We start from the raw sequence: 24,186 nt of genomic DNA on the forward strand, positions 1-24,186 counted from the left end.
AATTGCCAAGCCCACTTTTCAATCATGCACCAAAATCAATTTGCATTCTTCGTTTATCTGCCATCGGTGACGTGTGCAATACCCTAGCCGCAGTGCAAGCCATCCAAGCACATTGGCCACAAACCCAAATTACCTGGGTAACGGGTGCGCTAGAAGCCAAGCTTTTAGAAAACGTGACTGGAATTGAGCTGGTTGTTTTTGATAAGAAAGGCGGTCTCAAAGCATACAAGGCGCTGTGGAAACAGCTAAGTCATCATCATTTTGATGCCCTACTGCACATGCAATATGCGTTTCGTGCCAACCTAGCCACGCTGGGCATTAAAGCGACCCACAAACTGGGGTTTGATGCTAAGCGAAGCCGAGATTTTCAGACGTTATTTACTAATGTAAAAGTACCTTCTCCACAAAGCCCACACGTACTCGATGGCCTACTTGCCTTTGTGCACCAGTTAGGTATTCCACCTGAAGAACCGAGTTGGACACTGCCGACGACCAGTTCCGAGCAAGAGTGGGCCCAGCAGCGACTTTCACAAGATAAGCGCAATCTTATTGTCGTTCCAGGAGCAAGTAAGGCTTACAAAAATTGGTATGCCGATGGCTATGTAGACGTTATCAAACATGCCATCGCTCAAGGGTGGAACGTTGTTTTAGCGGGTAGCCCAGCGCAAGTTGAGCTAGATCTGGCCAACAGCATCGAATCTAAACTCGAAACAGGCGTACACAATCTCGTTGGTAAAAGCTCTTTAGGACAATTAACAGCGCTACTTAAACTTGGAGATTTGGTGATTGCCCCAGACACTGGACCAACCCATATCGCCAATGCCTTAGGTACACCCGTCATCGGTTTATATGCACACCATAACCCACAACGAACGGGGCCATATCGCTATCTGGAATACGTGGTATCTGCGTACCAAGAAGCACTGTGGCAGCAATGCAAACAGACCCCTCAAGAGGTTAATTGGCGCACCCGAATTAAAGATAAACACGCTATGTCACTCATCACCTCAAAAAGTGTCATTGCGATGTTTGATAAAGCAGTGGCTGATTTTTCATTGCTCTCAAAGTAAACTCTTACTTCATCTCAAGAAAATTTAAGGCTCTTTCGTGACTAAACCTAGCATAGCGGTCGCCCTGATCGTCAAAAATGAATCTAAACACCTCAAGGAGTGCTTGGAAACAGTAGCCGACTGGGTCGATGAAATTGTGGTTTTAGACTCAGGAAGCAGTGATGATACTGAAGCCGTTGCTCGTCAGTTCACTGACAAGTTCTATGTCAACCAAGAGTGGCCTGGCTTTGGCCCACAAAGAAGAATAGCCCAATCCTATGTGAGTGCTGACTACGTACTATGGCTCGATGCAGATGAGCGTATCACCCCAGAGCTCAAAGCGAGCGTGCAAGCGGCGGTCGCACAAAATAAACCAGACACTGTGTATCAATTTGCCCGCTTAAGTTGGGTGTTTGGTCGATTCATTCGTCACTGTGGTTGGTATCCTGATCGAGTATTGCGACTCTATCCAACCAAATTGACCCAATATACTGATGCATTAGTGCATGAACGTGTCGAAGTGACGGCTGACATGAAGGTCGAAACCCTCAAAGGCGATGCGATCCACTATACCTACAACGACATTCACCACTACCTGGTGAAGTCTGCCGGATACGCAAAAGCTTGGGCAGAACAAAGAGAAAAACGTGGTAAGAAAGCCAGCATTAGCCAAGGCATAGTGCATGCCCTTGCCTGCTTTATCAAAATGTATGTTTTGAAAGCGGGTTTTTTGGATGGAAAACAGGGCTTTTTGCTGTCCCTGCTCTCGGCACATTCCACTTTCGTCAAATATGCCGACCTTTGGGTCAAAACCGAGACTAAGCCTTTTCCCACCAAGAATTAATCTGCGAGATACACTGCGTAATATCCACTTTAGACATATCCTCCTGCTCTGCCTTCCCACCTTGTTTGGGTGGGCAGAAAGCAATGTGGTTGCCCTTCGAGTTAATTGGCAACCAACGCAATGGCGTCGCTGAGCGCTTACTAGGAAAAAAACCTACCGTAGGAACATCAATTGCCGCTGCGATATGTAGTGGCCCTGTTGATCCCGCAACAAAACACTGAGCGCAAGCGATTGAGCGAGCAAAGTCCACCAGCCCATCATTTTTGCTATATACCACAGCACTGAGCTGTTTTTTAGCAAGTAGTGCTTGTAACTCCACGGCAATCGCCTCTTCTCCTGGCCCTGCGGTGAGGATCACTTCTTGTTCGTGCGAAATGCCTTGGATGAGTTTCGCATACTGCTTTGTGGATAAGTTATTGGCACTACCACCACTACCCGCATGCACAAACAGCCAGTTTTTTTCAGGGTGAATATCTAACTGCTTAGAAAGCTTTTGGCGCTGATCACTCAGTTGCTGATCTGAGAAGGTCAGGTACGGCGCAGTTGGCTCAACAATTTCGATATCATTGTCGGTCAAGAAAGCTCGTATCAAGTCTAGGTTGTATTCAAACTCGGGTTTCGCCGATTGAGAGCGCTTTTGCTTGATACGCTTGTTATAAAAAATCTGCGCAAGCTTGGTTGCAGGGGCCAAGCGATACTTGATGCCCGCCTTCCATACCAGTAAAGCGTTATAAGTCGTCGAGAAGAGATTAATCGAAGCATCAAAATTAACTTGTTTCAACTGCGCAGCTAAAGCCTGCTTTTGCGCTTGGTCAGCTTTTTTTCCGCAATCCACGATTACCTTGTCGATCCATGGGCAAAGTTCTGCGAGCGCTTTGGTATAAGTTGGCACTAACGCGGTGATCTCACATTGAGGAAGCGACTGCTTTAGCATTGCAAAACTTGGCCACGCCAACATAAAGTCGCCAATTTTGTCGTTACGGATCACTAAAATCTTTTTCATGTCGCCTTCCTGAAACTTTGTCTGCGGCTATGATAACGAAATTCCTTAGATGTTTGTTATCATTATCGATAGTTAATCAATTAAAAGAGTCGCTTATCGTGTCACATAAACAAGTATCTCGAGTCATTTATCCGGGCACCTTTGACCCTATCACTAACGGCCACTTGGACTTAATTGAACGTGCGGCATCTATGTTTGATCAAGTAATTGTCGCCATCGCCGCTAGCCCAAGTAAAAACACCATGTTTACCCTAGACGAACGAGTAGCGTTTGTTGACCAAGTGACTTCTCACTTAAGCAACGTTTCCGCTAAAGGCTTCACTGGTCTGATGGTCGATTTTGCGCGAGATGAAGAAGCAAATGTCTTGATTCGTGGGCTAAGAACCACGGTCGACTTTGAGTATGAGTTTGGTTTGACCAATATGTACCGAAGATTGCTGCCAGGTCTTGAGAGTGTATTTCTAACCCCAGCAGAAGAGCATGCTTTTATCTCTTCAACCATAGTGAGAGAAGTGGCGATTCACGGTGGGGATGTGGCGCAGTTTGTACCTGACGTGGTTTCCGAGGCTCTAAAAAGCAAGGCGCGGGTATAATACCCACCCACTCTGTTCAACTACAAAGACAAAAATGGCGTCTTCATCGACGCCATTTTTCTATCTGTTACTCACCATTCTGAACTTGCCAACGAGTAAATACTTTTTGCAACTTGATATAACTATCAGCAGCATCTAAATATTGATTTTGCTCAGTAACAGAACTGTTGTGATAGTTATCTTCTAGCCAAGGGTAAAGTACTGACTTACGGCTCAAATCAAATCCGCCTTGTTCAGTGATCACCCTTGCACGATGAATGCCCACGTTAGCAACACCTTCAGGGCTCAATAAGTTTTCTCCACCAAGAGAGATGTAATCCGTATCCGACAAGCTGTACTGGAACAGGGTTGGGAACACATCTCGGTGCGATCCAATCCGCATTGGGTCATATTGATAATCGACCTGCTCTAGAATTGGCTTAGGCACATACAAGTAGAAAGGCACACCATGAGTCATGGCGAAGTCTTCTGCTTGGTTAGCGTCAAGGTAGCGCATACGATGATCACCTGTGGCAGCAATCAGGGTATTGTCACCATACGGCGAGGCTTTAACATCTGCGATGAACTCCCCTAGCGCATTATTAGAATACTGATAGGTTTGCAGCATCAATGGATTAGTTGCCGAAAGCGGGCCTGTTAGCTTTTTCAAACGCTCACTTTCTTTAAATGGCTTTGCTTTGTAATGCTTAGGCACCTCGAATGGTGGGTGGTTAGTTGCCGACAAAATGTAAATTAATTGCGGCTTATCCGACTCATCCAAGATCTTCTGCGCGTATTTAAACGCAAACTCATCAGGAACCCCCCAAACACCTGTGTAGCTCGCTGACTCTGGATACTCACGCATCAAGATGTTTTCATCAATGAATCGATCAAAGCCTTGTAATGGCATGTAGTTAGCAAGATTGCGCCACATTCCATTCGCACTCATGATAAAAGTCGTCTCATAGCCATTGTCTTGATACGGCTTGATGGCACTTAGTGGCAACTTAGTGCGCTGATATTCAGCGTGACTAATAGTAGCAGTGCTACTGTAAAACAGCATTGCAACCAACGAGTTCACCGTACCCGTCGTTTCAGCGACAAAACGCTTATAGACAAAGTCTTCTTCAAATGGCTGGCGCAATGCACCAAGCAGATCATTTTCTGGCATTTTGTCTTCAAGCAAAACGTTAGTGCCCATGCTTTCCATCAAAGCCACTACCACATTTGGCTTATGCTGCGCCAAGTAAGTGTTATCTGCTGTAGTATAAACAGGGGTTGGCTGACCTAGGTTTTCGGTCATGATCTGGTGATATTCTTGATCTGTGATAGGCGTAAGTTTCGCCTGGCGCTTGTAGTCACCACTTGCCCAGCTTAGGGCAATAAACGGGTTGGGCGTAATCATGTTCAAAACAACATAATCAGACACGTTCGCATGTAGGCGGCGCAGAGGGAAAGTCCCAAAAGAACCACGAGCAAAACCAAAATAGATAGTGATAATAATCATCACGATAGCTGTTGTTTTTAACCAGTGGCTTGGACGGTAATGCCAACTTCCCACTCGTGATAAAATCAATCCATAAACTTTATTCAGCAACGTTGACAACACAACTAATGCCAAAACACCCCACATAACTGGGTAATCTTCCCAAATGTTGATCAGTACCGCTTTGGTATCATCATCAAACAGGCCAAATACAAACATATCCATGTAAGTACCGTAAGTAACGTAGTAGTAATAGTTCCCGATGGAGAACCCGACTACCAGTATCATAATGACCCAGTTGTAAAAGTAGCTAAATGCTATCCATTTTTTAAACCAGCTATCAAAACTTGCTATCAAGAGTCCAAGCAAAAACAGTGGCGCATAGGCAATGGTCATAATTTTAATATCAAAGCGACTACCGATAAAAAAGGTTCGCCACACATCAACTTCTCGACCAGGCAGCTGAGACCAATCAATCACATTGAAGAAGAATATTGTGCGGCTGACCAACATCGCCACGGTGCCAATCAGCACCATACTCCAGATCAATCGATTTAGAGTTCGAAAATTGTGTTGAAAATTCATAGGTTTTGATTACTTCTGACAGGTACTACAAAAGAAGGTGTTTCTTTGACCAACTTTGGCTTCTTGAATTGTATCATGACAAACCAAGCACGGCTCTCCCGCTCTACCGTAAACTAAGAGTTCCTGAGCGAAATACCCCGGCTTGCCATCGGCTTGATTGAAATCTTTTAGAGTCGTACCACCTTGCTCAATCGCTTTTGACAGTACTTTTTTAATCTCGTCAGTAAGAGCTGAGAGTTGGGAGTCCGTAACTTTACCCGCAGGAGTTTGTGGGTGAATACCAGAGCTAAACAGAGCTTCATTTGCATAGATATTGCCAACCCCGACCACAACTTTGTTATCCATGATCAACTGCTTAATCGCCACTCGCTTGTTTTTGGCTTTATCAATCAAGGTCGCTGCGCAAAATTCATCGGTCAACGGTTCTGGACCTAGGGTGGCGAATACCTGATGGTCAGCTTGCGGCGCTTGATATAACCAAGCGCCAAAACGTCTTGGATCATTGTAACGAAGTACTTTGCCATTGCTCAGCACAAGGTCAACATGGTCGTGTTTGTTAGGTTCAATAAATGCATCCAGAACTCTCAGGCTGCCTGACATTCCTAAATGTACAATGGCGCTGCCTTTTTCGGTTTCTATCAATAGATACTTAGCCCGGCGAGATATACCTAAGATCTTTTCACCTACCAGTTTTTGTAATTCAGCTGGCACTGCCCAACGCAATTTGGGTTGACGCACGGTGATCGATTGTATGGTATGCCCTTGAAGATGGGGCGTGATCCCAAGACGACTCACTTCGACTTCAGGTAACTCTGGCATCTATAACTCCAACGCTAATTAAATGGGAACAAGTAGGACTTATCCACGGAAACAGCGACCCACTCTTGCTGCCAATTCTTAAACAGCCAAAAATTCGGGGTCTGATAATAAGTGACTCGCTGAGGCTCTTCTTGCTCTTTATACCAGACCTCAATACTGCGAGGGGCACCTAAGTTAGGCTCTAGACTATCAACAGTGGCCTCATCAACTAACGTGCCTTCAAGCATTAGCCAACGGTTCGAGGCATCCACCGCAGAAATACCCAGCACCTGGCTAGACTGCCATTGGCCATCATTCACCTCTAAAGACCAATTGGCAAAATGCAAAGCGGTTGGACTCCAACTACTATTAAGCACCGTAGGCAACGCAGGCTCACTCATAAAATGCTCTTGGATCAACTTAGGCGCATTGATCATCACGATGTAGATCAAGATCGCAAAGATCAGCACATTGTTCCAACCACGCTTAGTCAACTTCATCCATGTATCTCCGTAACCGTTAGCCGTTAGCCGTTAGCCGTTAGTATCGCCGAATTCCAGACATAAAAAAACCCAGCCAAAAAGCTGGGTTTTTATAATACAGAGCAGCTAATCAATTACTTGATTTTAGCTTCTTTGTACATCACGTGCTTGCGTACAACTGGATCAAATTTCTTGATCTCGAACTTGCCCGGCATGTTGCGCTTGTTCTTGTCAGTTGTGTAGAAGTGACCAGTACCTGCAGAAGATACTAGACGAATTTTCTCACGAATGCCTTTAGCCATTGCTCAATTCCTCTTAAACGTTTTCGCCACGTGCACGGATATCAACAAGTACAGCATCAATGCCTTTCTTGTCGATGATACGCATGCCTTTAGCAGTTAGACGTAGTTTAACAAAACGTTTTTCGCTCTCTACCCAGAAACGATGAGTTTGTAGGTTCGGCAGAAAACGACGCTTAGTAGCATTTCGTGCGTGTGAACGGTTGTTACCCGTTACTGGACGCTTACCAGTTACTTGGCATACTCGGGACATGAATGTCTTCTCCAAATCGTTTCAGCTCGATATCAACCTTGGTGGCAGAACCTCTCAAGCTTAATATAAGAGGTTTAAAACCGTTATGGAAAATCCATACAAGGCTATCAAAGGTCGCGTATTATACTAACTTGATGTGCATTGCTCAAGACCCGAACAGATCCTTTTTACAGGATTTCGTGATCTTTTTTTGAACAAGAGCTGATGAAGTTAAAAAATGTGGACGAATCATACCAGAATTCAAGAAAAAGCTAAGTGTTTTTTTTGTAGTCGGGAAACGGCCTAGGGCAAAGCGGTAAACGGTGCTAGATTTCCCCACTTCGATATTTGATTAACTTTACTAGCATTTTGTTGATTCGATAGCATTTTCCACAAATTTTATCTGACGTTATTGGCCCCAAAACACCAATTCGATTCCCAAGAATTGCCTGGGTTAAAAGCTCTCCTGACGAACCTTTTGCAAAATATAGGAACCTAATCGTGTCTCGGTCGCTCCCTCTTTCTATACCTTCCGCAATATTTGACGGGATCGAAATAGCAGAACGACGAATTTGGTCTTTAAAACCAAAGTCCTTGGAACATTCCGTTTCCCGATAAACCTCTTCTGCCAACTCCATGGCTAACTGCCAAACATCCAACCTTTCAAATAACATAAATATCACCGCCACGTTTACCGTTTACCGTTTACCGTTTACCGTTTACCGTTTACCGTTTACCGAAATCATATCCACCCCCTCTCCACAAACGACACCACTTCCCCATCCCCAACAACAAAGTGATCGAGCACCCTGATATCAACCAGAGCAGCGGCGTCTTCTAGTCTTCGGGTGATTCGTCGGTCGGCTTGGCTGGGCTCGGCGACGCCGGAGGGGTGGTTATGGGCGAGGATAAGTGCGGCGGCGTTGTGGTAAAGCGCCCTCTTTATTACTTCTCTTGGATAAACGCTGGCGGCATCTATGGTGCCTTCAAACATGATCTCGTCGCAGATGACTCGGTGTTGGTTATCTAGAAACAATACTAAGAAGGCTTCCCGAGTTCTGTCTCTTAATAAGCAGGAGAGAAATAGCTTGGTATGTTGAGGGCTTGTCAGTGCTTCTCCTCTTTTTAACGTTTCAGCCAAATATCGACGAGTCATTTCTAACACCGCTTGTAACTGAACGTATTTGGCCTGACCTAACCCTTTGTGCTGGCAGAACTCCTGCTCTGAGGCAGAGAATAAGCAGCGAAGTGAACCAAAATCTTTGATCAGATAATCGGAAAGCTCCAAGACATTCATCCCTTGTGTGCCCGTGCGCAAGAAAATCGCCAGTAGCTCGGCATCCGTCAAAGACTCCGCCCCATGAGATAACAACTTCTCCCGAGGCATAGAGTCCTTAGGCAGTAGATCCTTCATATTCTTTTCCCGTTTCCCGTTTCCCGTTTCCCGTTTCCCGAGGTTAGCCTGCCCCCTACAACCAAACCCTCAAGCCGACCAACCTTATCTTGCGAACGATCTAACACTCCCTCCCACTTTATTCACCCCAGTTTTATTTGTGATAAAGTAGCCGGATCAAAATGAAAGATTGAGAGAATTCCATGCAAACTTTAGCGGGCAAGAAGATCCTTTTAGGCATCAGTGGCGGGATTGCAGCATATAAATGTGCTGAACTAACCAGACGTTTGAGCGAACGAGGCGCTGAAGTGCGCGTGGTAATGACCAAATCAGCCAAAGAATTTATTACACCGCTAACAATGCAAGCGGTGAGCGGGCATCCAGTCTCCGACGACTTATTCGACCCAGCAGCAGAGGCGTCTATGGGTCATATCGAGCTTGCCAAGTGGGCTGACTTGGTGCTGCTTGCACCAGCAACGGCCGACCTAATTGCACGAATTGCTGCGGGTATGGGCAATGACCTGCTATCAACATTAGTACTGGCAACAGATTCACCCGTGGCTATTGCGCCGGCGATGAACCAGCAAATGTATTCCAATGTCGCAACCCAAGAGAACTTAGCCACCCTTAAACGTCGCCAATTCAATATCTGGGGACCCGCCGCTGGCGAGCAGGCTTGTGGAGACGTTGGCCTTGGCCGCATGCTAGAGCCAATGCAACTAGTACACCATTGCGAAGAATTTCTCGGACCAAAAGCCATGCTGGGTAAAAAAGTGGTGATCACCGCAGGCCCAACTCGTGAAGCGATTGACCCAGTACGCTATATCAGCAACCACAGCTCTGGCAAAATGGGCTTTGCTATTGCGCAAGCGGCGGCAGAGCAAGGTGCTGATGTAACCTTAATCAGCGGTCCAGTCAGCTTAGCAACACCAACCAATGTGAAGCGTATTGATGTCGAAAGTGCTGAGCAAATGCACCAGGCTGCGATGGAACAAGCACCAAGTGCCGACCTGTTTATTGGATGCGCAGCTGTAGCTGATTATCGTCCAGCCAATGTTGCCGAGCAGAAAATTAAAAAGACATCGGATAACGATCAGATCAGCGTAGAAATGGTAAAAAACCCAGACATTATCGCCTCGGTGGCAGCACTTGAAAGCAATCGTCCATTGACCGTTGGTTTTGCAGCGGAAACTCAAGATGTCGCCGCTTATGCTAAGAGTAAGCTTGCACGCAAAAATCTTGACCTTATCTGTGCCAACGACGTATCAGTCGCCGGCCAAGGATTTAACAGTGCTAATAACAGCCTGCACCTATACTGGAAAGATGGCGACCAAGCCCTACCGCTGACATCAAAATCTGAGTTAGGTAAACAGCTTATCCAACAGATCTGTCACCAATTTCTAGAGCCAGCTAACTAGAATTGACCTAGTAACTCGAATGGACTCAAGTTAAAATGCTGAGTCCAAATTTGACGCCTAAGAACAGGAATTACAACCGATGGCAGGGCCAAAAAAATCTAATCGCCGTGAAGAAATTCTCCAAGCTCTCGCTCACATGCTTGAGTCAGCTGATGGGGCATCTCGAATTACGACAGCAAAACTGGCCAAACAAGTCGGCGTCTCTGAAGCGGCGCTTTACCGACACTTTCCAAGCAAAGCACGCATGTTTGAAGGCTTGATCGAGTTTATTGAAGATGCACTGATGTCGCGCATCAACCGTATTCTCGACGATGAAAAAGATACCTTGAATCGTATTCGTCTAGTGCTGCAACTGATCCTTGTATTCTCCGAGCGCAACCCAGGCCTTACCCGCATTTTATCGGGTCATGCTTTAATGTTTGAAAACGAACGTCTGCGCGATCGCATCAACCAACTGTTCGAGCGTATCGAAACACAATTGCGCCAGATCCTGCGTGAACGCAAAATCCGCGAAGGAAAATCTTTCCCCGTCGATGAGAGCATCCTAGCCGCTCAACTATTGGGCCAAGTAGAAGGAAGCCTAAACCGATTTGTACGTTCAGACTTTAAGTATCAACCGACCGCCAACTTTGAGGAATACTGGGCGCTATTAAGTGCGCAGATTCAATAATGACTATGAGCACGACCAACATCAAAGCAAGCTTGATCATTACTCACTACAAACGAGTGGATTTTCTTGAGCAAGTGATGAAATCCATTGCCAAGCAATCGACCCAAGATTTTGAGGTCATTATTGCAGAAGACGCCGACGATCAAGAAACTGTCGAATTTGTGAAAAGATGGCAGCAGAAATTGCCAATGCCACTAAAACACGCCTCACAACCAGATAATGGGTTTCAGCGTGCAAAATGCATCAACAATGGGGTAAAGCTAGCGAGTGGTGAGTTACTGGTTTTTATTGATGGCGATTGCGTATTGCACCCACAATATATGCATGAGTACATCTCCGCTCACCGTGAAAACATCTGTTTATATGGTCGACGAGTAAACCTTAGTGAAGGCTTGACTCAAGAGGTTATCAATCAAGATAAACCATTGTCACTAATCAACATCTTACTAAGTCGATCTAGCCGTAAGGAAGATGGCATCTACTTCCCAACGTCAGTAATAAAACGTCCTCGTCGCGGCATTACTGGACACAGCATAGGCATCAGCCGTGCTGTATTAGAGAAAGTGAACGGGTTTGATGAAGATTTTACCTCTTACGGTGCTGAAGAGACGGATTTAGAGAACCGCTTGGAAAAACTTGGTGGCATTGAATTTGTATCGCTGCGTATGCGGGCTTTGCAATACCACCTGTGGCACCCAACTCGCTCTAACCCGCAACGTATCGAAGTAAAAGATGGCATGACGACTGATGAGCTCGCAGCGCACAAAGCCACCTCTCCTTACTACTACTGCAAAAACGGTCTTGTTAAACTAAAGGATGGTAGCTAAATCATGAGTGACAATGCTAAAAGCCCTTCATTACTTCACCCGAAGTTCTGGGCAGTATGGTTTGGCTTTGGCCTACTGGCACTGATAGTGACTGTTTTGCCCTACCCCGTGCTCAAGAAGCTTGGCCGAGGTCTCGGAAAAGCCATTGCTCCACTGATAAAGCGTCGAGCGAAAATCATCCGTCGTAACCTCGAAATCTGCTTCCCCGAAATGCCAGAAGAAGAAAAGCAGCGCATCTCCGATGAGGTCCATAAAAATGCAGGCTTGGGCTTGATTGAAACGGGGATTGCTTGGTTCTGGCCAACGTGGCGATTCAAGCGATTAATCCAAAACAAAAACCACCAGCACATGCTCGATTTAGAAGCACAAGGTAAAGGCGTTCTGGTCGTTTGTACTCACATGCTTAACTTGGAAATCACCGCTCGCGCTTTCAGCTTGTTTGCGCCGGGTTATGGCGTCTATCGCCCTCACGAAAATAAAGCCGTCGATTTCATTCAAAATTGGGGACGAACCCGTTTTGGTAATCAAATGATCGACCGCCGAGACACTCGTGGTATGGTAAAAATCCTTAGAAATGGTGGTCGCCTTTGGTACCTACCTGACCAAGACTATGGCAGCGGCAATTCCGTTTTTGTGCCTTTCTTTGCCTACGAGAATGCATGTAGCCCTTCCGGCACTGGCTTTTTAGTCGACATGGGTAAATGCGCCGTCATCACGGCTTCAAGCGTGCGTAGTGGTAACCACTATACTTTAGAGATCGATAATGACTTAAGCGCAGACTTCCCTCGTAAGGACCCTGAAGGTGCGGCCACGGTAATGAATAAAGCGTTAGAAAAAGTCATCGTACGTGGTATCGACCAATACATGTGGATGCACCGCCGTTTTAAAACCATGCATGATGGTAGCCCTCGCGGCCACTTATACCAGTAACTGAACGTATTCCCACTTCAATAAAAGAATGTTTCGATGAAAAGATTAATTGTAGATTTAGACGGTACTTTGACTAACCTCGACTCCAAAGACTACACCTTAGTTTCACCAAAGCTTGAGGTGATAGAGAAGCTAAGAGAGTATCAAGCGTCTGGCTATACTATTACTATTTCAACGGCTCGAAATATGCGCACTTATGAGGGTAATGTTGGGAAAATAAACCTTCATACCTTACCTATCATTACGCAGTGGTTAGACAAGCATAAGGTTCCTTACGATGAAGTTTTAGTCGGAAAGCCTTGGTGTGGGCATGAAGGTTTTTACATCGATGACAAAGCGGTCAGGCCATCAGAATTTGCGAGCATGTCTTATGACGAGATCCAAGCAATGCTGGCTAAGGAGAACCCATGTTCCTGATCATGTCGGGGGCCTATATCGATCAAGAGCTTCAGTCTGAATTTGGTAAAATCCCTCCGAGCTTTCTGCCTCTAGGTAACCGTAGGTTGTTTGAGCACCAGGTAAAATTTGCTCCTAACAATAAAGCGGTTTTTCTAACGGTTCCTGAGAGCTACGAGATCTCACCGACCGACCAGCATTGGCTAGCAGCCAATGATGTCACCATCGTCCCTATTCCTGACGCACTGAGCTTAGGTGCATCACTAGTAGCAGCCATCAATCTTTGCCAACACAACCTAGACACCAGTCTCTGCATCTTATTTGGAGACACGTTATTTACTGAACTGCCACATGGCGAAGATGTGGTATCCATCTCCAGCGTACAGGAAAGCTATAACTGGTCTATTGTGACTGAAGATAGCAACCACTGGCTACAAGATACTGAAAATCAAATAGATTCAGAGTTAAGCCACGTAGTAAATGGCTATTTTTGTTTTACCGATGCCAAGCAGTTAGTTCGTAGTGTCACTCGCAGTAAATGGAGCTTTCTTGAAGGGTTAAACGACTACCATCAAACTCATGGACTCAAAACCATAAAATCCGATTGCTGGTTAGATTTTGGCCATGTAAACACTTACTACCGTTCTAAAGCCAACTTTACGACTCAAAGAGCATTTAACAGTTTGACCATTAATGCCAACTGGATTGAAAAGTCGTCTTCTAAGAATCAAAAAATCACCGCAGAAGCGCATTGGTTTGAAGCAATTCCGTATTCAATTCGTCAATACACTCCACAATTTTTGGGTGCCACGAAAACAGATGAAACGACCAGTTATCGTTTAGAGTACCTGCACCTTACTGCCCTCAACGAATTGTATGTATTTAGTGCTTTACCCAAAAATATTTGGAAGCAAATTCTCAGCAAGTGTTTAGAGTTTCTGAAAGCTTGTCAAAATGAGCAAGCACCAGCGCCAGCCAAGCAAAGTGTTTTTGAGCAACTCATGCAGGTCAAAACAGCAGAGAGAATCCAAGAATACACTTTAAACAAGGGGTTTACGCTGGACCAGCAATGGCAGTTCAATGAGTTACCAGCAGCCACCCTAAAACAGGTAATGGCGAAGAGCGAGCAACATCTTCCTAATCATTCGCTACAACACAACTCAGTCATGCATGGGGATTTTTGTTTCAGTAATATCCTTTATGATTTTCGAGCGAATAAGATAAAAACTATCGATCCAAGAGGCATCACTCCGAGTGGCGAGTTAAGTATCTATGGGGACATTCGCTACGATATTGCCAAGCTTAGCCACTCGATATTAGGCATGTACGATTGGATTATCGCGGGCCAGTGCGACGTGACCATCGATGAGCACAATATTCGTTTTCAAATTTTTGAAAGCCCAACTCATCAAGCTATCCAAACCATGTTTATCGATATGGTCGCAAAAGAGTTCGCACTCTCTGAAGCCGAATTATTAGCCATGCAAATTCAGCTGTTTTTATCTATGTTGCCGCTGCACAGTGATGACAAAAAACGCCAACAAGCGCTGTTTGCCAATGCTTTCCGTTTATACCATCAACTAAAAGGATTGACCTCATGATCGTCATCCCTATGGCTGGACTAAGTTCTCGCTTCTTCAAAGCGGGCTATGATATCCCTAAATATATGCTGCCACTTGGTGGCAAAACAGTGTTTGCTCACGCCGTCGAAAGTTTCCAACAATACTTCGATAGTGAGAGATTTGTCTTTATTGTACGAGATGTCTATGACACTCCCGCCTTTGTTGAAAAACAGTGTCGTTTGCTGTCAATTAAAGACTTTGAAGTTATCACGTTAGATGAAGAAACTCGTGGGCAGGCAGAGACAGTCGCCAAAGGAATCGAGCTCGCCTCACCTTATCAGGGTGCTTTAACGATTTTTAATATCGACACCTTCAGACCTGGCTTTGAGTTCCCAACCAAAGAAAAGCTAGAAGGCGGCTATCTAGAGGTATTTAAAGGCAGCGGTTCTAACTGGTCATTTGTCAAACCACAAAGTCCAAACTCAACACGAGCTATTGAAACCGCTGAAAAAAGAGCGATTTCCGACTTGTGTTGCACCGGGTTATATCACTTTGGGGACATTTCAGACTATTGGGCAGCCTACAACCACTACCTGGCATTGCCACAGGAGCAGTGGGAAAAAGGGGAGCTTTATGTTGCGCCTCTATACAATCACCTGATTGAAAAAGGTCATCACGTCCATTATCACCTCATTGATCGAGCAGAGGTCATTTTCTGTGGCGTTCCTGATGAGTACCAAGCTCTTTTAGATCAGCAATAAAAAATTTGGCCACCTTATGAGGTGGCCAAATCAATTCAAGCATAAGTTCGTTCAGAACACTTTAGTACTAAATACCGTAGTTGGCACGATATGCTTTCACCGCTTCTAGGTGCTCAGCACTATCACCTTTCTCTTCTAGGTAAGAGATAAGGTCCGTCAGGCTTACGATAGAGATAACAGCGCAGCCAAAGTCACGTTCAACTTCTTGGATTGCAGATAGCTCGCCTTTACCTTTCTCCTGGCGATCGATTGCAACCAGCACACCAGCAAGGTCTGCGCCGTTTGCTTTGATGATTTCCATTGATTCACGAATCGCTGTACCCGCAGTGATCACGTCATCCACTAGCATGATGCGACCTTCTAGTGCGCTTCCTACTAGGTTGCCGCCTTCACCGTGATCTTTTGCCTCTTTACGGTTGAAGCAGTATGGCGTGTCGATGTCGTGGTGATCAGCAAGTGCTACCGCCGTTGTGGTCGCAATTGGGATACCTTTGTATGCTGGGCCAAACAGTACATCAAAGTCGATACCAGAGTCCGCTAGCGCCGCTGCGTAGAAACGGCCTAGTCGTGCAAGGTCACGACCTGTGTTAAACAGTCCAGCGTTAAAAAAGTACGGGCTCTTACGGCCTGATTTCAAAGTAAACTCACCAAACTTTAGTACTTCTTTCTCAAGTGCAAACTCAATAAATTCACGCTGGTATTGTTTCATTATCTTCTCTCTTTCATTGATTGCCTTTCGGCACAACGGTAGCTCTCACCACCTACTTACTCATAAAAAAATAGCCCCTAATTATTAGGAGCTATTCATTCAATTAATTTTCTAACGCCGCCTTCTGCTTCTCAACGATCGACGAGATGCCCGTCTTCGCCAGTGCTAGCATCTCAAGCAGTTCTTCGTGGCTGAACGGTTCGCCTTCTGCAGTGCCTTGAACTTCAATCATGCGACCATCTTCGGTCATCACGACGTTCATATCGGTCTCTGCTGCTGAATCTTCAACGTACTCAAGGTCACATAGTGCTTCGCCATCAACGATGCCAACAGACACTGCTGCTACGTGGCCTTTCATCGGGTTCGCTTTTAGTTTGCCTTGAGCTACTAGGCCGTTGAATGCATCAGCCATTGCCACGCTTGCACCAGAGATAGACGCTGTACGTGTACCGCCGTCCGCTTGGATAACGTCACAGTCAACCGTTACCATCACTTCACCCATCGCTTCTAGGTCAACTACTGCACGTAGGCTGCGAGCGATCAGACGTTGGATTTCCATGGTACGACCGCCTTGCTTACCGCTAGACGCTTCACGACGGTTACGAGTGTGGGTTGCACGTGGCAGCATGCCATATTCAGCCGTTACCCAACCTTTGCCTTGGCCTTTTAGCCAACGTGGCACATTTTCTTCTACACTAGCGTTACAAAGAACTTTGGTGTTACCAAATTCTACTAGCACAGAACCTTCCGCGTAAGCGGTGTAATTGCGGGTAATTTTAATTGGGCGCACTTGTTCTGCACTGCGTTCACTTGGTCGCATAGATAGTCCTTGAGGTTGGGGAACTTAGATTGGGGCGAGATTATAGCGAAAAAGCTCGCCAGATGCGAGATGGACAAAGTGCAATCACATTCCTCGAATCCAAATATCGACCTGTGCTAACATACCGCCAGCAAAATATTCACCATATTAAGGATTAAGTTCATGATCTACAGCATGACAGCTTATGCACGTAAAGAAATTAAAGGCGATTGGGGCAGCGCCGTGTGGGAAATCCGCTCGGTAAACCAGCGCTACCTAGAAACCTACTTCCGTATGCCTGAGCAGTTTCGTAGCCTAGAGCCTGTACTTCGTGAACGTTTCCGCAAGCGCTTAGCGCGCGGTAAAGTTGAATGTAACCTGCGTTTTGAAGCCAACCCTGCCGCTCAATCTGAGCTAAGCATCAATGAAAACCTAGCTAAGCAGGTCATCAATGCTGCGAAGTGGGTAAAAGAAACGACGGGTGAAGGTAACATCAACCCATTCCAAGTAATGCAGTGGCCAGGTGTGATGGAAACACCCGAGCAAGATATGGACAGCATTAATAAAGAACTGCTTGCTGGCTTTGAGGAAGCACTGTCTGAGTTTATCGATGCTCGTGGCCGTGAAGGCGACAACATGAAAGCTCTGATTGTTCAACGTCTAGACGCTATCACATCAGAAGTGGTGAAAGTGCGTGCCCGCATGCCTGAAATCATCGAGTGGCAACGTGAACGACTGCTAACTAAGTTTGAAGAAGCCAAGATTGAGCTAGACAGTAGCCGTGTTGAGCAGGAGCTTATCCTACTGGCTCAAAAATCAGACGTTGCCGAAGAGCTAGACCGTCTAGATTCTCATGTCAAAGAGACTAACGCTATCTTGAAAAAAGGTGGCTCAGTGGGCCGTCGCCTCGACTTCATGATGCAAGAGTTTAACCGTGAGTCGAACACACTGGCTTCTAAATCGATCAGTACTGACATCACCGCATCGGGCGTTGAATTGAAAGTGCTGATTGAGCAAATGCGTGAGCAGATCCAAAACATCGAGTAATTTTATTTTCTTCACTCAAAGCCCTCCTAGCTAAACGGATTAGCTAGGAGCCTATTTACCCAAGCCGGTAGATTGACTTACTCAGGCTTGAGTCATTGCAAGCTGTGTTTCTATGCCGAGTACCATATTACGAATTCTCCTGCCACTTATTGGCATTGCTTTCTTATCTAAGGCGCTGTTCCTTGCGATTGCATCGACACCTGACCTGCCACTCTTGTCCGGTCAGGGCCTTTACAGCCTGCTATATGGCTTACGTTTTGACGCAACCATCGCCGCTCTTGTTGCTGTGCCGATTATTCTGATCGCCGCAATTCTCCACTACACTCGCTTCGATGCAACAAGGCTAGTCAAAGCGCTCATGATAGCAGCTGGTTTGTGGATTATCGGTACCACCATGTCTGATACCATTTACTCGTTAGATGCAAAAAAACACGTAACGTTTGAGTTATTTACTGCGCAAGGCTCTGAAGTTGCTCTATTAAAAACGGCATTCACTTCTTTTTGGGATCAAGTCCTGATTGGTGTGCTTTTGATGCTGATTTCTAGCATAGCGATTTGGAAGTCTAACTATGTCCGCTGCATTAAGACCCGCTCTACAGTGTTGCACTTCTCTTTGGGTATTGTTCTTTGGTTGGTCTTCAGCGTCACTGCCATTCGTGGAGGCTGGATGGATCATCCACAATCTCCAATGAGTGCTTATAAGATTGGTGATAATGATAAGGCGTTTATTGCCTGGAGTGCGCCGTACAGCATTACATACTACCTGGCCAATGGTGCTAAAAAGGCAGCCAGCAATGTGACCGAACCGGCTCGTGCAGAAATTAAGCAAGAATTCGCCAACACCCCACAAATGCCAGCTCGATTAGATCAACTCAAAGACGCCAATATCATTTTTGTATTGCTTGAAAGCTGGGTATCAATCGACATGAAGAGTTATGGCTCAAACGTCGACTCAACGCCACTGTTTGACGCTCTTAAAGAGAACTCTCTTAGCTCGCACTCTATGTATGCTGACGGCTATCGTACCGTGCAAGGCATGTTCGCTAGCATGTGCTCGTTTCCAAACCCAAATGGTAGTGTCGTTCCAAACACCCAACTGCAAAATAACCACTATGATTGCTTACCGCATATGCTCAAAGATAGAGGCTGGAGCACAAGTTTCATTCAAGGTAGCGGAAAAGGTATCGTCGGTGCTTTTGCTCAAACCCTAGGTTTTACCGAGTCTTATGGGAAAACCGATTACAACTTCGACTACGAAATGAATGAGTGGGGCTACATGGATGGAGGTATTTACCGTTTTTCTTTGCAGCGTTTAGATGAGATGCAAGCCAAAGATCCTGATAAGCCGATCTTTATGATGATCAATACAGGAACGACCCACAGTAGCTACCTGCCCGACTCCTTTGGTTATCCGTTTGGCGACAGCAATATTGCACAAATTCGAGCCAGTGTACAAAATCATGCGGATATCGATTTGCATGCATTTTTAGACAACATCAATAATCGCTTCGACAAGCCAACGCTGGTGGTTTTGATGTCCGATCATACCGCAAAAATAGCCGAACCCGGCTTGGCCAAAAATTCCATCCCATTTTTGATTTATGCCACTGATGGTTCAGTACCAGCCAAGCACATTGATGCTGCTGTATCTCAACGAGATATCGGTTCGACTATTTTAGATTGGATGGGAGGTTATGCGCCATGGTTTACTGGGCAATCGCTTCTGCAGCCGCAGCAGGCCTACCGAAGCAGCTTTTCTGATGGGCGCTTATTTTTCTGGGTCGACAACAGACACCTAGTCACCATCGATTCTGGCACAGGAAAACTGCAACAGTGTTTCACCATCGATGATAATACGGTCAAACTTCATCGTGCCGATTGTGACGAGTCTTGGGTAAAGCCCTTATATGAACAAGGAAGGGACTTTAATGCCCTAACTCAGCAGCTGTTATTTGATGGAAAAACCTTGGACTATCGAACACTGGAGACGATTTTTCCTAACTAGTTTCCTACTCACAACTCACCATCCGGCCGCAGTATTGCCTGCCAATATTGCGGCCGATTGAGCGCTAGCGATAGCGAACTTTTCTCGCCAACCCTATTTTCAACCAATACTTCACCGCTAGATTCAAGTTCATTGACCCGAGATTTTTGCGATACAAGTATTGCCATTCGAGCCCACAAAGCTCTTTCAGATCAAATCTTGAAGCCAACAATCGCTGCGGTAATGTCAGCTCAATATCTTCTAAGTCCAGGATAACCAGCTCGGTGGCCGTAAATTTAAGCCAGCGTTGGAATTCACTGTTGGTAACATCCAAACGATGAGCCAGCGGTTTAGGATCGTAGCCAATATGACTCAACCATCGAAGACCTAACGCTTGCTCAGTATGAATAGTGTTTGCAGACTCTGGTGTCGCCTGCACTCCGTACTGCTCAGGCTTACTTTCAAATGACTCAAATGAGTAACCACACCAAAAATTGATAAGATCTTCGGTAGTACCAAACTGAAAGAAATCGCTGATGTGATAGAGCACAGGTAAAGATTGATGATAGCTTTTAAAAAAACGACTGCTCATCACCATACGCTCTTTGAGCTTAATCGCCGGTGACTGAGTTTGGTATTGATTCTGCAATGCGACAAATTGAGCGGACTGCAGTTCACTATCACTTCTAAGTTTCACGGCATACTGAGTTTGTACCGCTTGCAGTCCCGCTAAAGTCGACACTGTCTGACGATTGTGGCTGTCCATTCGAACACTGCCATCATCGTTATAACCAGAAAAAACAGCACCTGGGTCTGAACTTAGCACCAACTGGTCATAATCAAGATTCTCAACGGGCTGCCCTTCCCATGTGGATACAATAATTTTTGCACCCGGCAACCATTGGCGAACGCTCTGACAAGCCCGCACAGTAGCATCACTGGCGATATCACGCCCATCCATCACCCCAGTTGGGCCTTGAATCACTACAGTTATATTTTCTAGGTTAATCGACATTCGCCTGCTCTTCATGGTGTTGACGCCTTTGCCCATTATAAACAGACATTTGGCAGATAAAAGACAAGTTCCTAGCAGCGGTGCTTTGTTCATCGAGTAATTAATGCTATCCTTTCGCCCCATTTTTTAACCAGTCGTATACTCTTTTAGGGGGATACTACTGAATCATTAGCGGAACTATCATGGCTAAAGGCACGTTATATATCGTTTCTGCACCGAGTGGCGCAGGCAAATCTAGCTTAATCTCGGCGCTGTTGGAGAAAAACCCAACCTACGCTATGAAAGTATCAGTTTCGCATACCACCCGTGACCCTCGTCCAGGTGAAGAAGATGGCGTGCACTATCATTTTGTCAGCAAAGGTGAGTTTGAATCTTTGATTGGCGAAGGTGCTTTCTTAGAGCATGCACAAGTATTTGGTAACTACTACGGTACTTCACGCCCGTGGATTGAAGACAACCTTGATAAAGGCATCGATGTATTTCTCGACATCGACTGGCAAGGTGCTCAGCAGATCCGCAAGCAAATGCCTAAGGCAAAAAGTATTTTTATCTTGCCACCTTCGAAAGAAGAACTTGAGCGTCGTCTGAATGCTCGTGGTCAAGACAGTGCTGAAGTAATCGCAAAGCGTATGGCAGAAGCCCAGTCAGAAATCTCACACTACAATGAGTATGACTACGTGATTGTTAACGATGACTTCGACACAGCAGTACTCGATTTTAAAGCTATCCTTCGCGCAGAGCGTCTGAAGGAAGACAAACAAGCTGTTAAATACAACAGCATGCTAACAGCACTATTGGCAGAGTAAGCCTTTAGACTGTATAATTTCTCGTCATATCAATTTGTAACAAATATTGGAGTCCTCATGGCACGCGTAACAGTTCAAGACGCAGTTGAAAAAGTTGGCAACCGTTTCGACCTAGTTCTTATTGCGGCTCGCCGCGCTCGTCAAATGCAAACTGGCGGTAAAGATTCACTTGTGCCTGAAGAGAACGATAAGCCAACAGTTATCGCTCTGCGCGAGATTGAAGAAGGTCTTATCACGAAAGAAGTTCTAGATGCACGTGAGCGTCAAGAGCAGCAAGAGCAAGAAGCGGCAGAGCTTGCAGCAGTAAGCAGCATCGCTCACGGTCACTAATACCCTTCAAGCACAACACTTCGGGCGTTTAATTTGTACCTATTTGAAAGCCTCAAAGACGTTGCCCAAGAATACCTAACAGAGCCTCAAATTGAGGCTCTGCGTCAATCTTATGTGGTAGCAAGAGATGCCCACGAAGGGCAGACCCGTTCAACGGGCGAACCATACATCATTCACCCCGTTGCTGTAGCCCGCATTCTTGCGGAGATGCGCCTTGATCAGGAAACCCTGATGGCCGCCCTACTGCACGATGTGATTGAAGATACGGAAACCACCAAGGAAGAGCTGGAAGCTCAGTTTGGTTCCACCGTCGCAGAACTTGTCGACGGCGTCTCTAAGCTGGATAAACTCAAATTCCGAGATCGCAAAGAAGCCCAAGCGGAAAACTTCCGCAAGATGGTGCTGGCGATGGTGCAAGACATTCGTGTCATCCTAATCAAACTCGCCGACCGTACGCACAATATGCGCACGCTTGGGGCACTACGCCCAGACAAGAAACGCCGCATCGCTCGCGAAACCCTAGAAATCTACTCACCACTGGCACATCGCCTTGGTATCCATAACATCAAAGTGGAACTGGAAGAGCTAGGTTTTGAAGCCCTGTACCCTAATCGCTATAAAGTGCTTAAAGAAGTTGTTAAGACTGCCCGTGGTAATCGTAAAGAGATCATCCAGCGCATTCAAAGCGACATCGAGCAGCGTATTGAGGAATCTGGGTTAAACGCACGCGTATTTGGTCGAGAAAAGAACCTATTTTCGATCTACAACAAGATGAAAACCAAGGAACAGCGTTTCCATACCATTATGGATATTTACGCTTTCCGTGTTGTAGTAGATAGCGCCGATACCTGTTATCGCATCCTTGGTCAAATCCATGGTCTGTTTAAGCCAAAACCGGGCAAAATGAAAGACTACATCGCCGTGCCAAAAGCTAACGGCTATCAGTCATTGCATACGTCTATGGTGGGCCCGCATGGTGTGCCTGTTGAAGTTCAAATCCGAACCGAAGACATGGATCAGATGGCGGACAAAGGTGTCGCAGCCCACTGGTCTTACAAAGGCAGCGGTGAAACCAGCGGCACAACAGCTCAGGTCAAAGCCCAGCGTTGGATGCAAAGCTTGCTTGAGCTGCAGCAAAGTGCGGGTAACTCGTTTGAGTTTATCGAGAACGTTAAATCCGATCTGTTCCCAGATGAGATCTACGTGTTCTCACCAAAAGGCCGTATCGTTGAGTTGCCTGTGGGAGCTACCGCAGTAGACTTTGCTTATGCTGTGCATACTGATGTCGGTAACAGTTGTGTAGGCGCTCGTGTTGACCGACACCCTTACCCATTGAGTAAGGCGTTGAAAAACGGCCAAACTATCGAGATCATCAGTGCGCCGGGTGCTCGCCCTAATGCGGCATGGCTTAACTATGTGGTGACCTCTCGAGCGCGTACCAAGATCCGTCAAGTGCTGAAAACCATGCGCCGTGAAGAGTCGATCACTCTCGGTCGTCGACTGCTTAATCACGCCTTGGGTGAACTGTCTATCTCGGACGTTGCACCAGAAAACATTGAGCATGTGCTTAGCGATCTGCGCATCGAAAGCCAAGATGACCTGTTGGCAGCGATTGGACTGGGCGAATTGATGAGTATCGTCATTGCTCGCCGACTGTTAGGTGATGCTGATGAGCTAACGGAAGTGGAAAACAACTCTAGCAATAAGAAGAAGCTACCTATCCGAGGTGCGGAAGGTATTTTGCTTACCTTTGCTAACTGTTGTCACCCTATCCCGGATGATCACATCATTGCTCACGTTTCGCCGGGCCGTGGTTTGGTAGTGCACCGAGAAACCTGTCCGAATGTTCGCGGTTATCAGAAAGAACCTGATAAATACATGGCCGTCGAGTGGTCAAACGACTACGACCAAGAGTTCATCGCAGAGCTAAGTGTCGATATGCAAAATGCGCAGGGCGCACTAGCAGCACTGACTAACGTGATCTCTCAGACTGGCTCTAACATCCACGGTATCTCTACCGATGAGAAAGATGGTCGTCTTTACACCATCACGGTTCTGTTGACCACCAAAGACCGTGTGCATTTGGCAAGCATCATGAAACGTATCCGGATCATGTCGCAAGTCACTCGGGTACGCCGTCGTAAAAACTAATCCCAATCCCGGCTGCAGCCGGGATTTTTATTTGTACA

The 24,186-nt window shown here is 46.1% G+C and carries 26 protein-coding genes; 15 read left to right on the forward strand and 11 right to left on the reverse strand.

What is annotated here, in order from left to right; all coding sequences use genetic code 11:
* Positions 1-2: 2 nt before the first annotated feature.
* Positions 3-1,070 carry a glycosyltransferase family 9 protein gene (locus J4N39_RS13975; protein WP_252020503.1) on the forward strand — a complete coding sequence of 356 codons (1,068 nt, stop codon included), beginning with the start codon at positions 3-5 and terminating at the stop codon, positions 1,068-1,070.
* Between the two features lie 37 nt (positions 1,071-1,107).
* Complete coding sequence (locus J4N39_RS13980; RefSeq protein WP_252020505.1) at positions 1,108-1,893, forward strand: glycosyltransferase family 2 protein; 786 nt, start codon at positions 1,108-1,110, stop codon at positions 1,891-1,893.
* Here the strand turns inward: J4N39_RS13980 and J4N39_RS13985 are convergent.
* Entirely contained in the window at positions 1,868-2,896 is a 1,029-nt protein-coding gene (locus J4N39_RS13985; RefSeq protein ID WP_252020507.1) for a glycosyltransferase family 9 protein, read from the reverse strand. The genes J4N39_RS13980 and J4N39_RS13985 overlap by 26 nt on opposite strands.
* 98 nt (positions 2,897-2,994) lie before the next feature.
* On the opposite strand from J4N39_RS13985, the gene coaD reads away from it, so the two are divergent.
* Positions 2,995-3,489 (forward strand): pantetheine-phosphate adenylyltransferase, encoded by a 495-nt coding sequence (gene coaD, locus J4N39_RS13990; protein WP_252020509.1) that lies wholly within the window; start codon positions 2,995-2,997, stop codon positions 3,487-3,489.
* Positions 3,490-3,556: 67 nt separating this feature from the next.
* Here the strand turns inward: coaD and J4N39_RS13995 are convergent, their stop codons facing one another.
* The 7 genes from J4N39_RS13995 to radC form a co-directional block, all read right to left on the reverse strand.
* A complete protein-coding gene (locus J4N39_RS13995) occupies positions 3,557-5,539 on the reverse strand; it encodes an LTA synthase family protein (protein WP_252020511.1) in 1,983 nt (660 codons plus the stop codon).
* Between the two features lie 9 nt (positions 5,540-5,548).
* Positions 5,549-6,358, reverse strand: coding sequence for a bifunctional DNA-formamidopyrimidine glycosylase/DNA-(apurinic or apyrimidinic site) lyase (mutM, locus tag J4N39_RS14000; RefSeq protein WP_252020513.1), 810 nt, complete (start codon positions 6,356-6,358; stop codon positions 5,549-5,551).
* A 14-nt stretch (positions 6,359-6,372) separates the two neighbouring features.
* Positions 6,373-6,837, reverse strand: coding sequence for a hypothetical protein (locus J4N39_RS14005; RefSeq protein WP_252020515.1), 465 nt, complete (start codon positions 6,835-6,837; stop codon positions 6,373-6,375).
* A 116-nt stretch (positions 6,838-6,953) separates the two neighbouring features.
* Positions 6,954-7,121 (reverse strand): 50S ribosomal protein L33, encoded by a 168-nt coding sequence (gene rpmG, locus J4N39_RS14010; RefSeq protein ID WP_004405486.1) that lies wholly within the window; start codon positions 7,119-7,121, stop codon positions 6,954-6,956.
* Between the two features lie 13 nt (positions 7,122-7,134).
* Complete coding sequence (gene rpmB / locus J4N39_RS14015; protein ID WP_004728407.1) at positions 7,135-7,371, reverse strand: 50S ribosomal protein L28; 237 nt, start codon at positions 7,369-7,371, stop codon at positions 7,135-7,137.
* 305 nt (positions 7,372-7,676) lie between these two features.
* Positions 7,677-8,024, reverse strand: a complete 348-nt coding sequence (locus J4N39_RS14020) for a four helix bundle protein (RefSeq protein ID WP_252020517.1) — start codon at positions 8,022-8,024, stop codon at positions 7,677-7,679.
* A 68-nt stretch (positions 8,025-8,092) separates the two neighbouring features.
* Positions 8,093-8,764 carry a RadC family protein gene (radC, locus tag J4N39_RS14025; RefSeq protein ID WP_252020519.1) on the reverse strand — a complete coding sequence of 224 codons (672 nt, stop codon included), beginning with the start codon at positions 8,762-8,764 and terminating at the stop codon, positions 8,093-8,095.
* A 182-nt stretch (positions 8,765-8,946) separates the two neighbouring features.
* Here radC and coaBC point away from each other — a divergent pair, with 182 nt between their 5' ends.
* From coaBC to J4N39_RS14060, 7 genes are all read left to right on the forward strand, one after another.
* Positions 8,947-10,161 carry a bifunctional phosphopantothenoylcysteine decarboxylase/phosphopantothenate--cysteine ligase CoaBC gene (gene coaBC, locus J4N39_RS14030; protein ID WP_252020521.1) on the forward strand — a complete coding sequence of 405 codons (1,215 nt, stop codon included), beginning with the start codon at positions 8,947-8,949 and terminating at the stop codon, positions 10,159-10,161.
* A 79-nt stretch (positions 10,162-10,240) separates the two neighbouring features.
* Positions 10,241-10,831, forward strand: coding sequence for a nucleoid occlusion factor SlmA (gene slmA / locus J4N39_RS14035; RefSeq protein ID WP_252020523.1), 591 nt, complete (start codon positions 10,241-10,243; stop codon positions 10,829-10,831).
* The gene (locus J4N39_RS14040) at positions 10,831-11,658 is read left to right on the forward strand and encodes a glycosyltransferase (RefSeq protein WP_252020525.1); all 828 of its coding nucleotides are present in this window, start codon (positions 10,831-10,833) and stop codon (positions 11,656-11,658) included. The genes slmA and J4N39_RS14040 overlap by 1 nt, the downstream gene beginning before the upstream one ends.
* Before the next feature lie 3 nt (positions 11,659-11,661).
* Positions 11,662-12,588: an LpxL/LpxP family Kdo(2)-lipid IV(A) lauroyl/palmitoleoyl acyltransferase gene (lpxL, locus tag J4N39_RS14045; protein WP_252020527.1), complete on the forward strand. Its 927-nt coding sequence runs from the start codon at positions 11,662-11,664 to the stop codon at positions 12,586-12,588.
* A gap of 36 nt (positions 12,589-12,624) precedes the next feature.
* The gene (locus J4N39_RS14050; RefSeq protein ID WP_252020529.1) at positions 12,625-13,005 is read left to right on the forward strand and encodes an HAD hydrolase family protein; all 381 of its coding nucleotides are present in this window, start codon (positions 12,625-12,627) and stop codon (positions 13,003-13,005) included.
* Positions 12,996-14,585: an aminoglycoside phosphotransferase family protein gene (locus J4N39_RS14055; protein ID WP_252020531.1), complete on the forward strand. Its 1,590-nt coding sequence runs from the start codon at positions 12,996-12,998 to the stop codon at positions 14,583-14,585. Before J4N39_RS14050 ends, J4N39_RS14055 begins: the two co-directional genes overlap by 10 nt.
* Positions 14,582-15,307, forward strand: a complete 726-nt coding sequence (locus J4N39_RS14060) for a glycosyltransferase family 2 protein (protein ID WP_252020533.1) — start codon at positions 14,582-14,584, stop codon at positions 15,305-15,307. Before J4N39_RS14055 ends, J4N39_RS14060 begins: the two co-directional genes overlap by 4 nt.
* 67 nt (positions 15,308-15,374) lie before the next feature.
* Here the strand turns inward: J4N39_RS14060 and pyrE are convergent, their stop codons facing one another.
* Positions 15,375-16,016, reverse strand: a complete 642-nt coding sequence (gene pyrE / locus J4N39_RS14065) for an orotate phosphoribosyltransferase (protein WP_252020535.1) — start codon at positions 16,014-16,016, stop codon at positions 15,375-15,377.
* Between the two features lie 103 nt (positions 16,017-16,119).
* The gene (gene rph / locus J4N39_RS14070) at positions 16,120-16,836 is read right to left on the reverse strand and encodes a ribonuclease PH (protein ID WP_252020537.1); all 717 of its coding nucleotides are present in this window, start codon (positions 16,834-16,836) and stop codon (positions 16,120-16,122) included.
* A gap of 162 nt (positions 16,837-16,998) precedes the next feature.
* Between rph and J4N39_RS14075 the strand changes: the two genes are divergently transcribed.
* Both J4N39_RS14075 and J4N39_RS14080 read left to right on the forward strand, forming a co-directional pair.
* Complete coding sequence (locus J4N39_RS14075) at positions 16,999-17,862, forward strand: YicC/YloC family endoribonuclease (protein ID WP_252020548.1); 864 nt, start codon at positions 16,999-17,001, stop codon at positions 17,860-17,862.
* A gap of 112 nt (positions 17,863-17,974) precedes the next feature.
* Positions 17,975-19,867 (forward strand): LTA synthase family protein, encoded by a 1,893-nt coding sequence (locus tag J4N39_RS14080; protein WP_252020550.1) that lies wholly within the window; start codon positions 17,975-17,977, stop codon positions 19,865-19,867.
* Between the two features lie 64 nt (positions 19,868-19,931).
* Here the strand turns inward: J4N39_RS14080 and J4N39_RS14085 are convergent, their stop codons facing one another.
* A complete protein-coding gene (locus J4N39_RS14085) occupies positions 19,932-20,876 on the reverse strand; it encodes a WavE lipopolysaccharide synthesis family protein (RefSeq protein ID WP_252020552.1) in 945 nt (314 codons plus the stop codon).
* A 167-nt stretch (positions 20,877-21,043) separates the two neighbouring features.
* Here J4N39_RS14085 and gmk point away from each other — a divergent pair, with 167 nt between their 5' ends.
* The 3 genes from gmk to spoT are packed head-to-tail and all read left to right on the forward strand — an operon-like array spanning position 21,044 to position 24,148.
* Entirely contained in the window at positions 21,044-21,667 is a 624-nt protein-coding gene (gene gmk, locus J4N39_RS14090; RefSeq protein ID WP_252020554.1) for a guanylate kinase, read from the forward strand.
* Positions 21,668-21,724: 57 nt separating this feature from the next.
* Complete coding sequence (rpoZ, locus tag J4N39_RS14095) at positions 21,725-21,997, forward strand: DNA-directed RNA polymerase subunit omega (RefSeq protein ID WP_252020556.1); 273 nt, start codon at positions 21,725-21,727, stop codon at positions 21,995-21,997.
* 33 nt (positions 21,998-22,030) lie between these two features.
* Positions 22,031-24,148: a bifunctional GTP diphosphokinase/guanosine-3',5'-bis pyrophosphate 3'-pyrophosphohydrolase gene (gene spoT, locus J4N39_RS14100; protein WP_252020559.1), complete on the forward strand. Its 2,118-nt coding sequence runs from the start codon at positions 22,031-22,033 to the stop codon at positions 24,146-24,148.
* Positions 24,149-24,186 lie beyond the last annotated feature (38 nt).

This window comes from Vibrio sp. SCSIO 43136, from assembly GCF_023716565.1.
Taxonomy (GTDB): domain Bacteria; phylum Pseudomonadota; class Gammaproteobacteria; order Enterobacterales; family Vibrionaceae; genus Vibrio.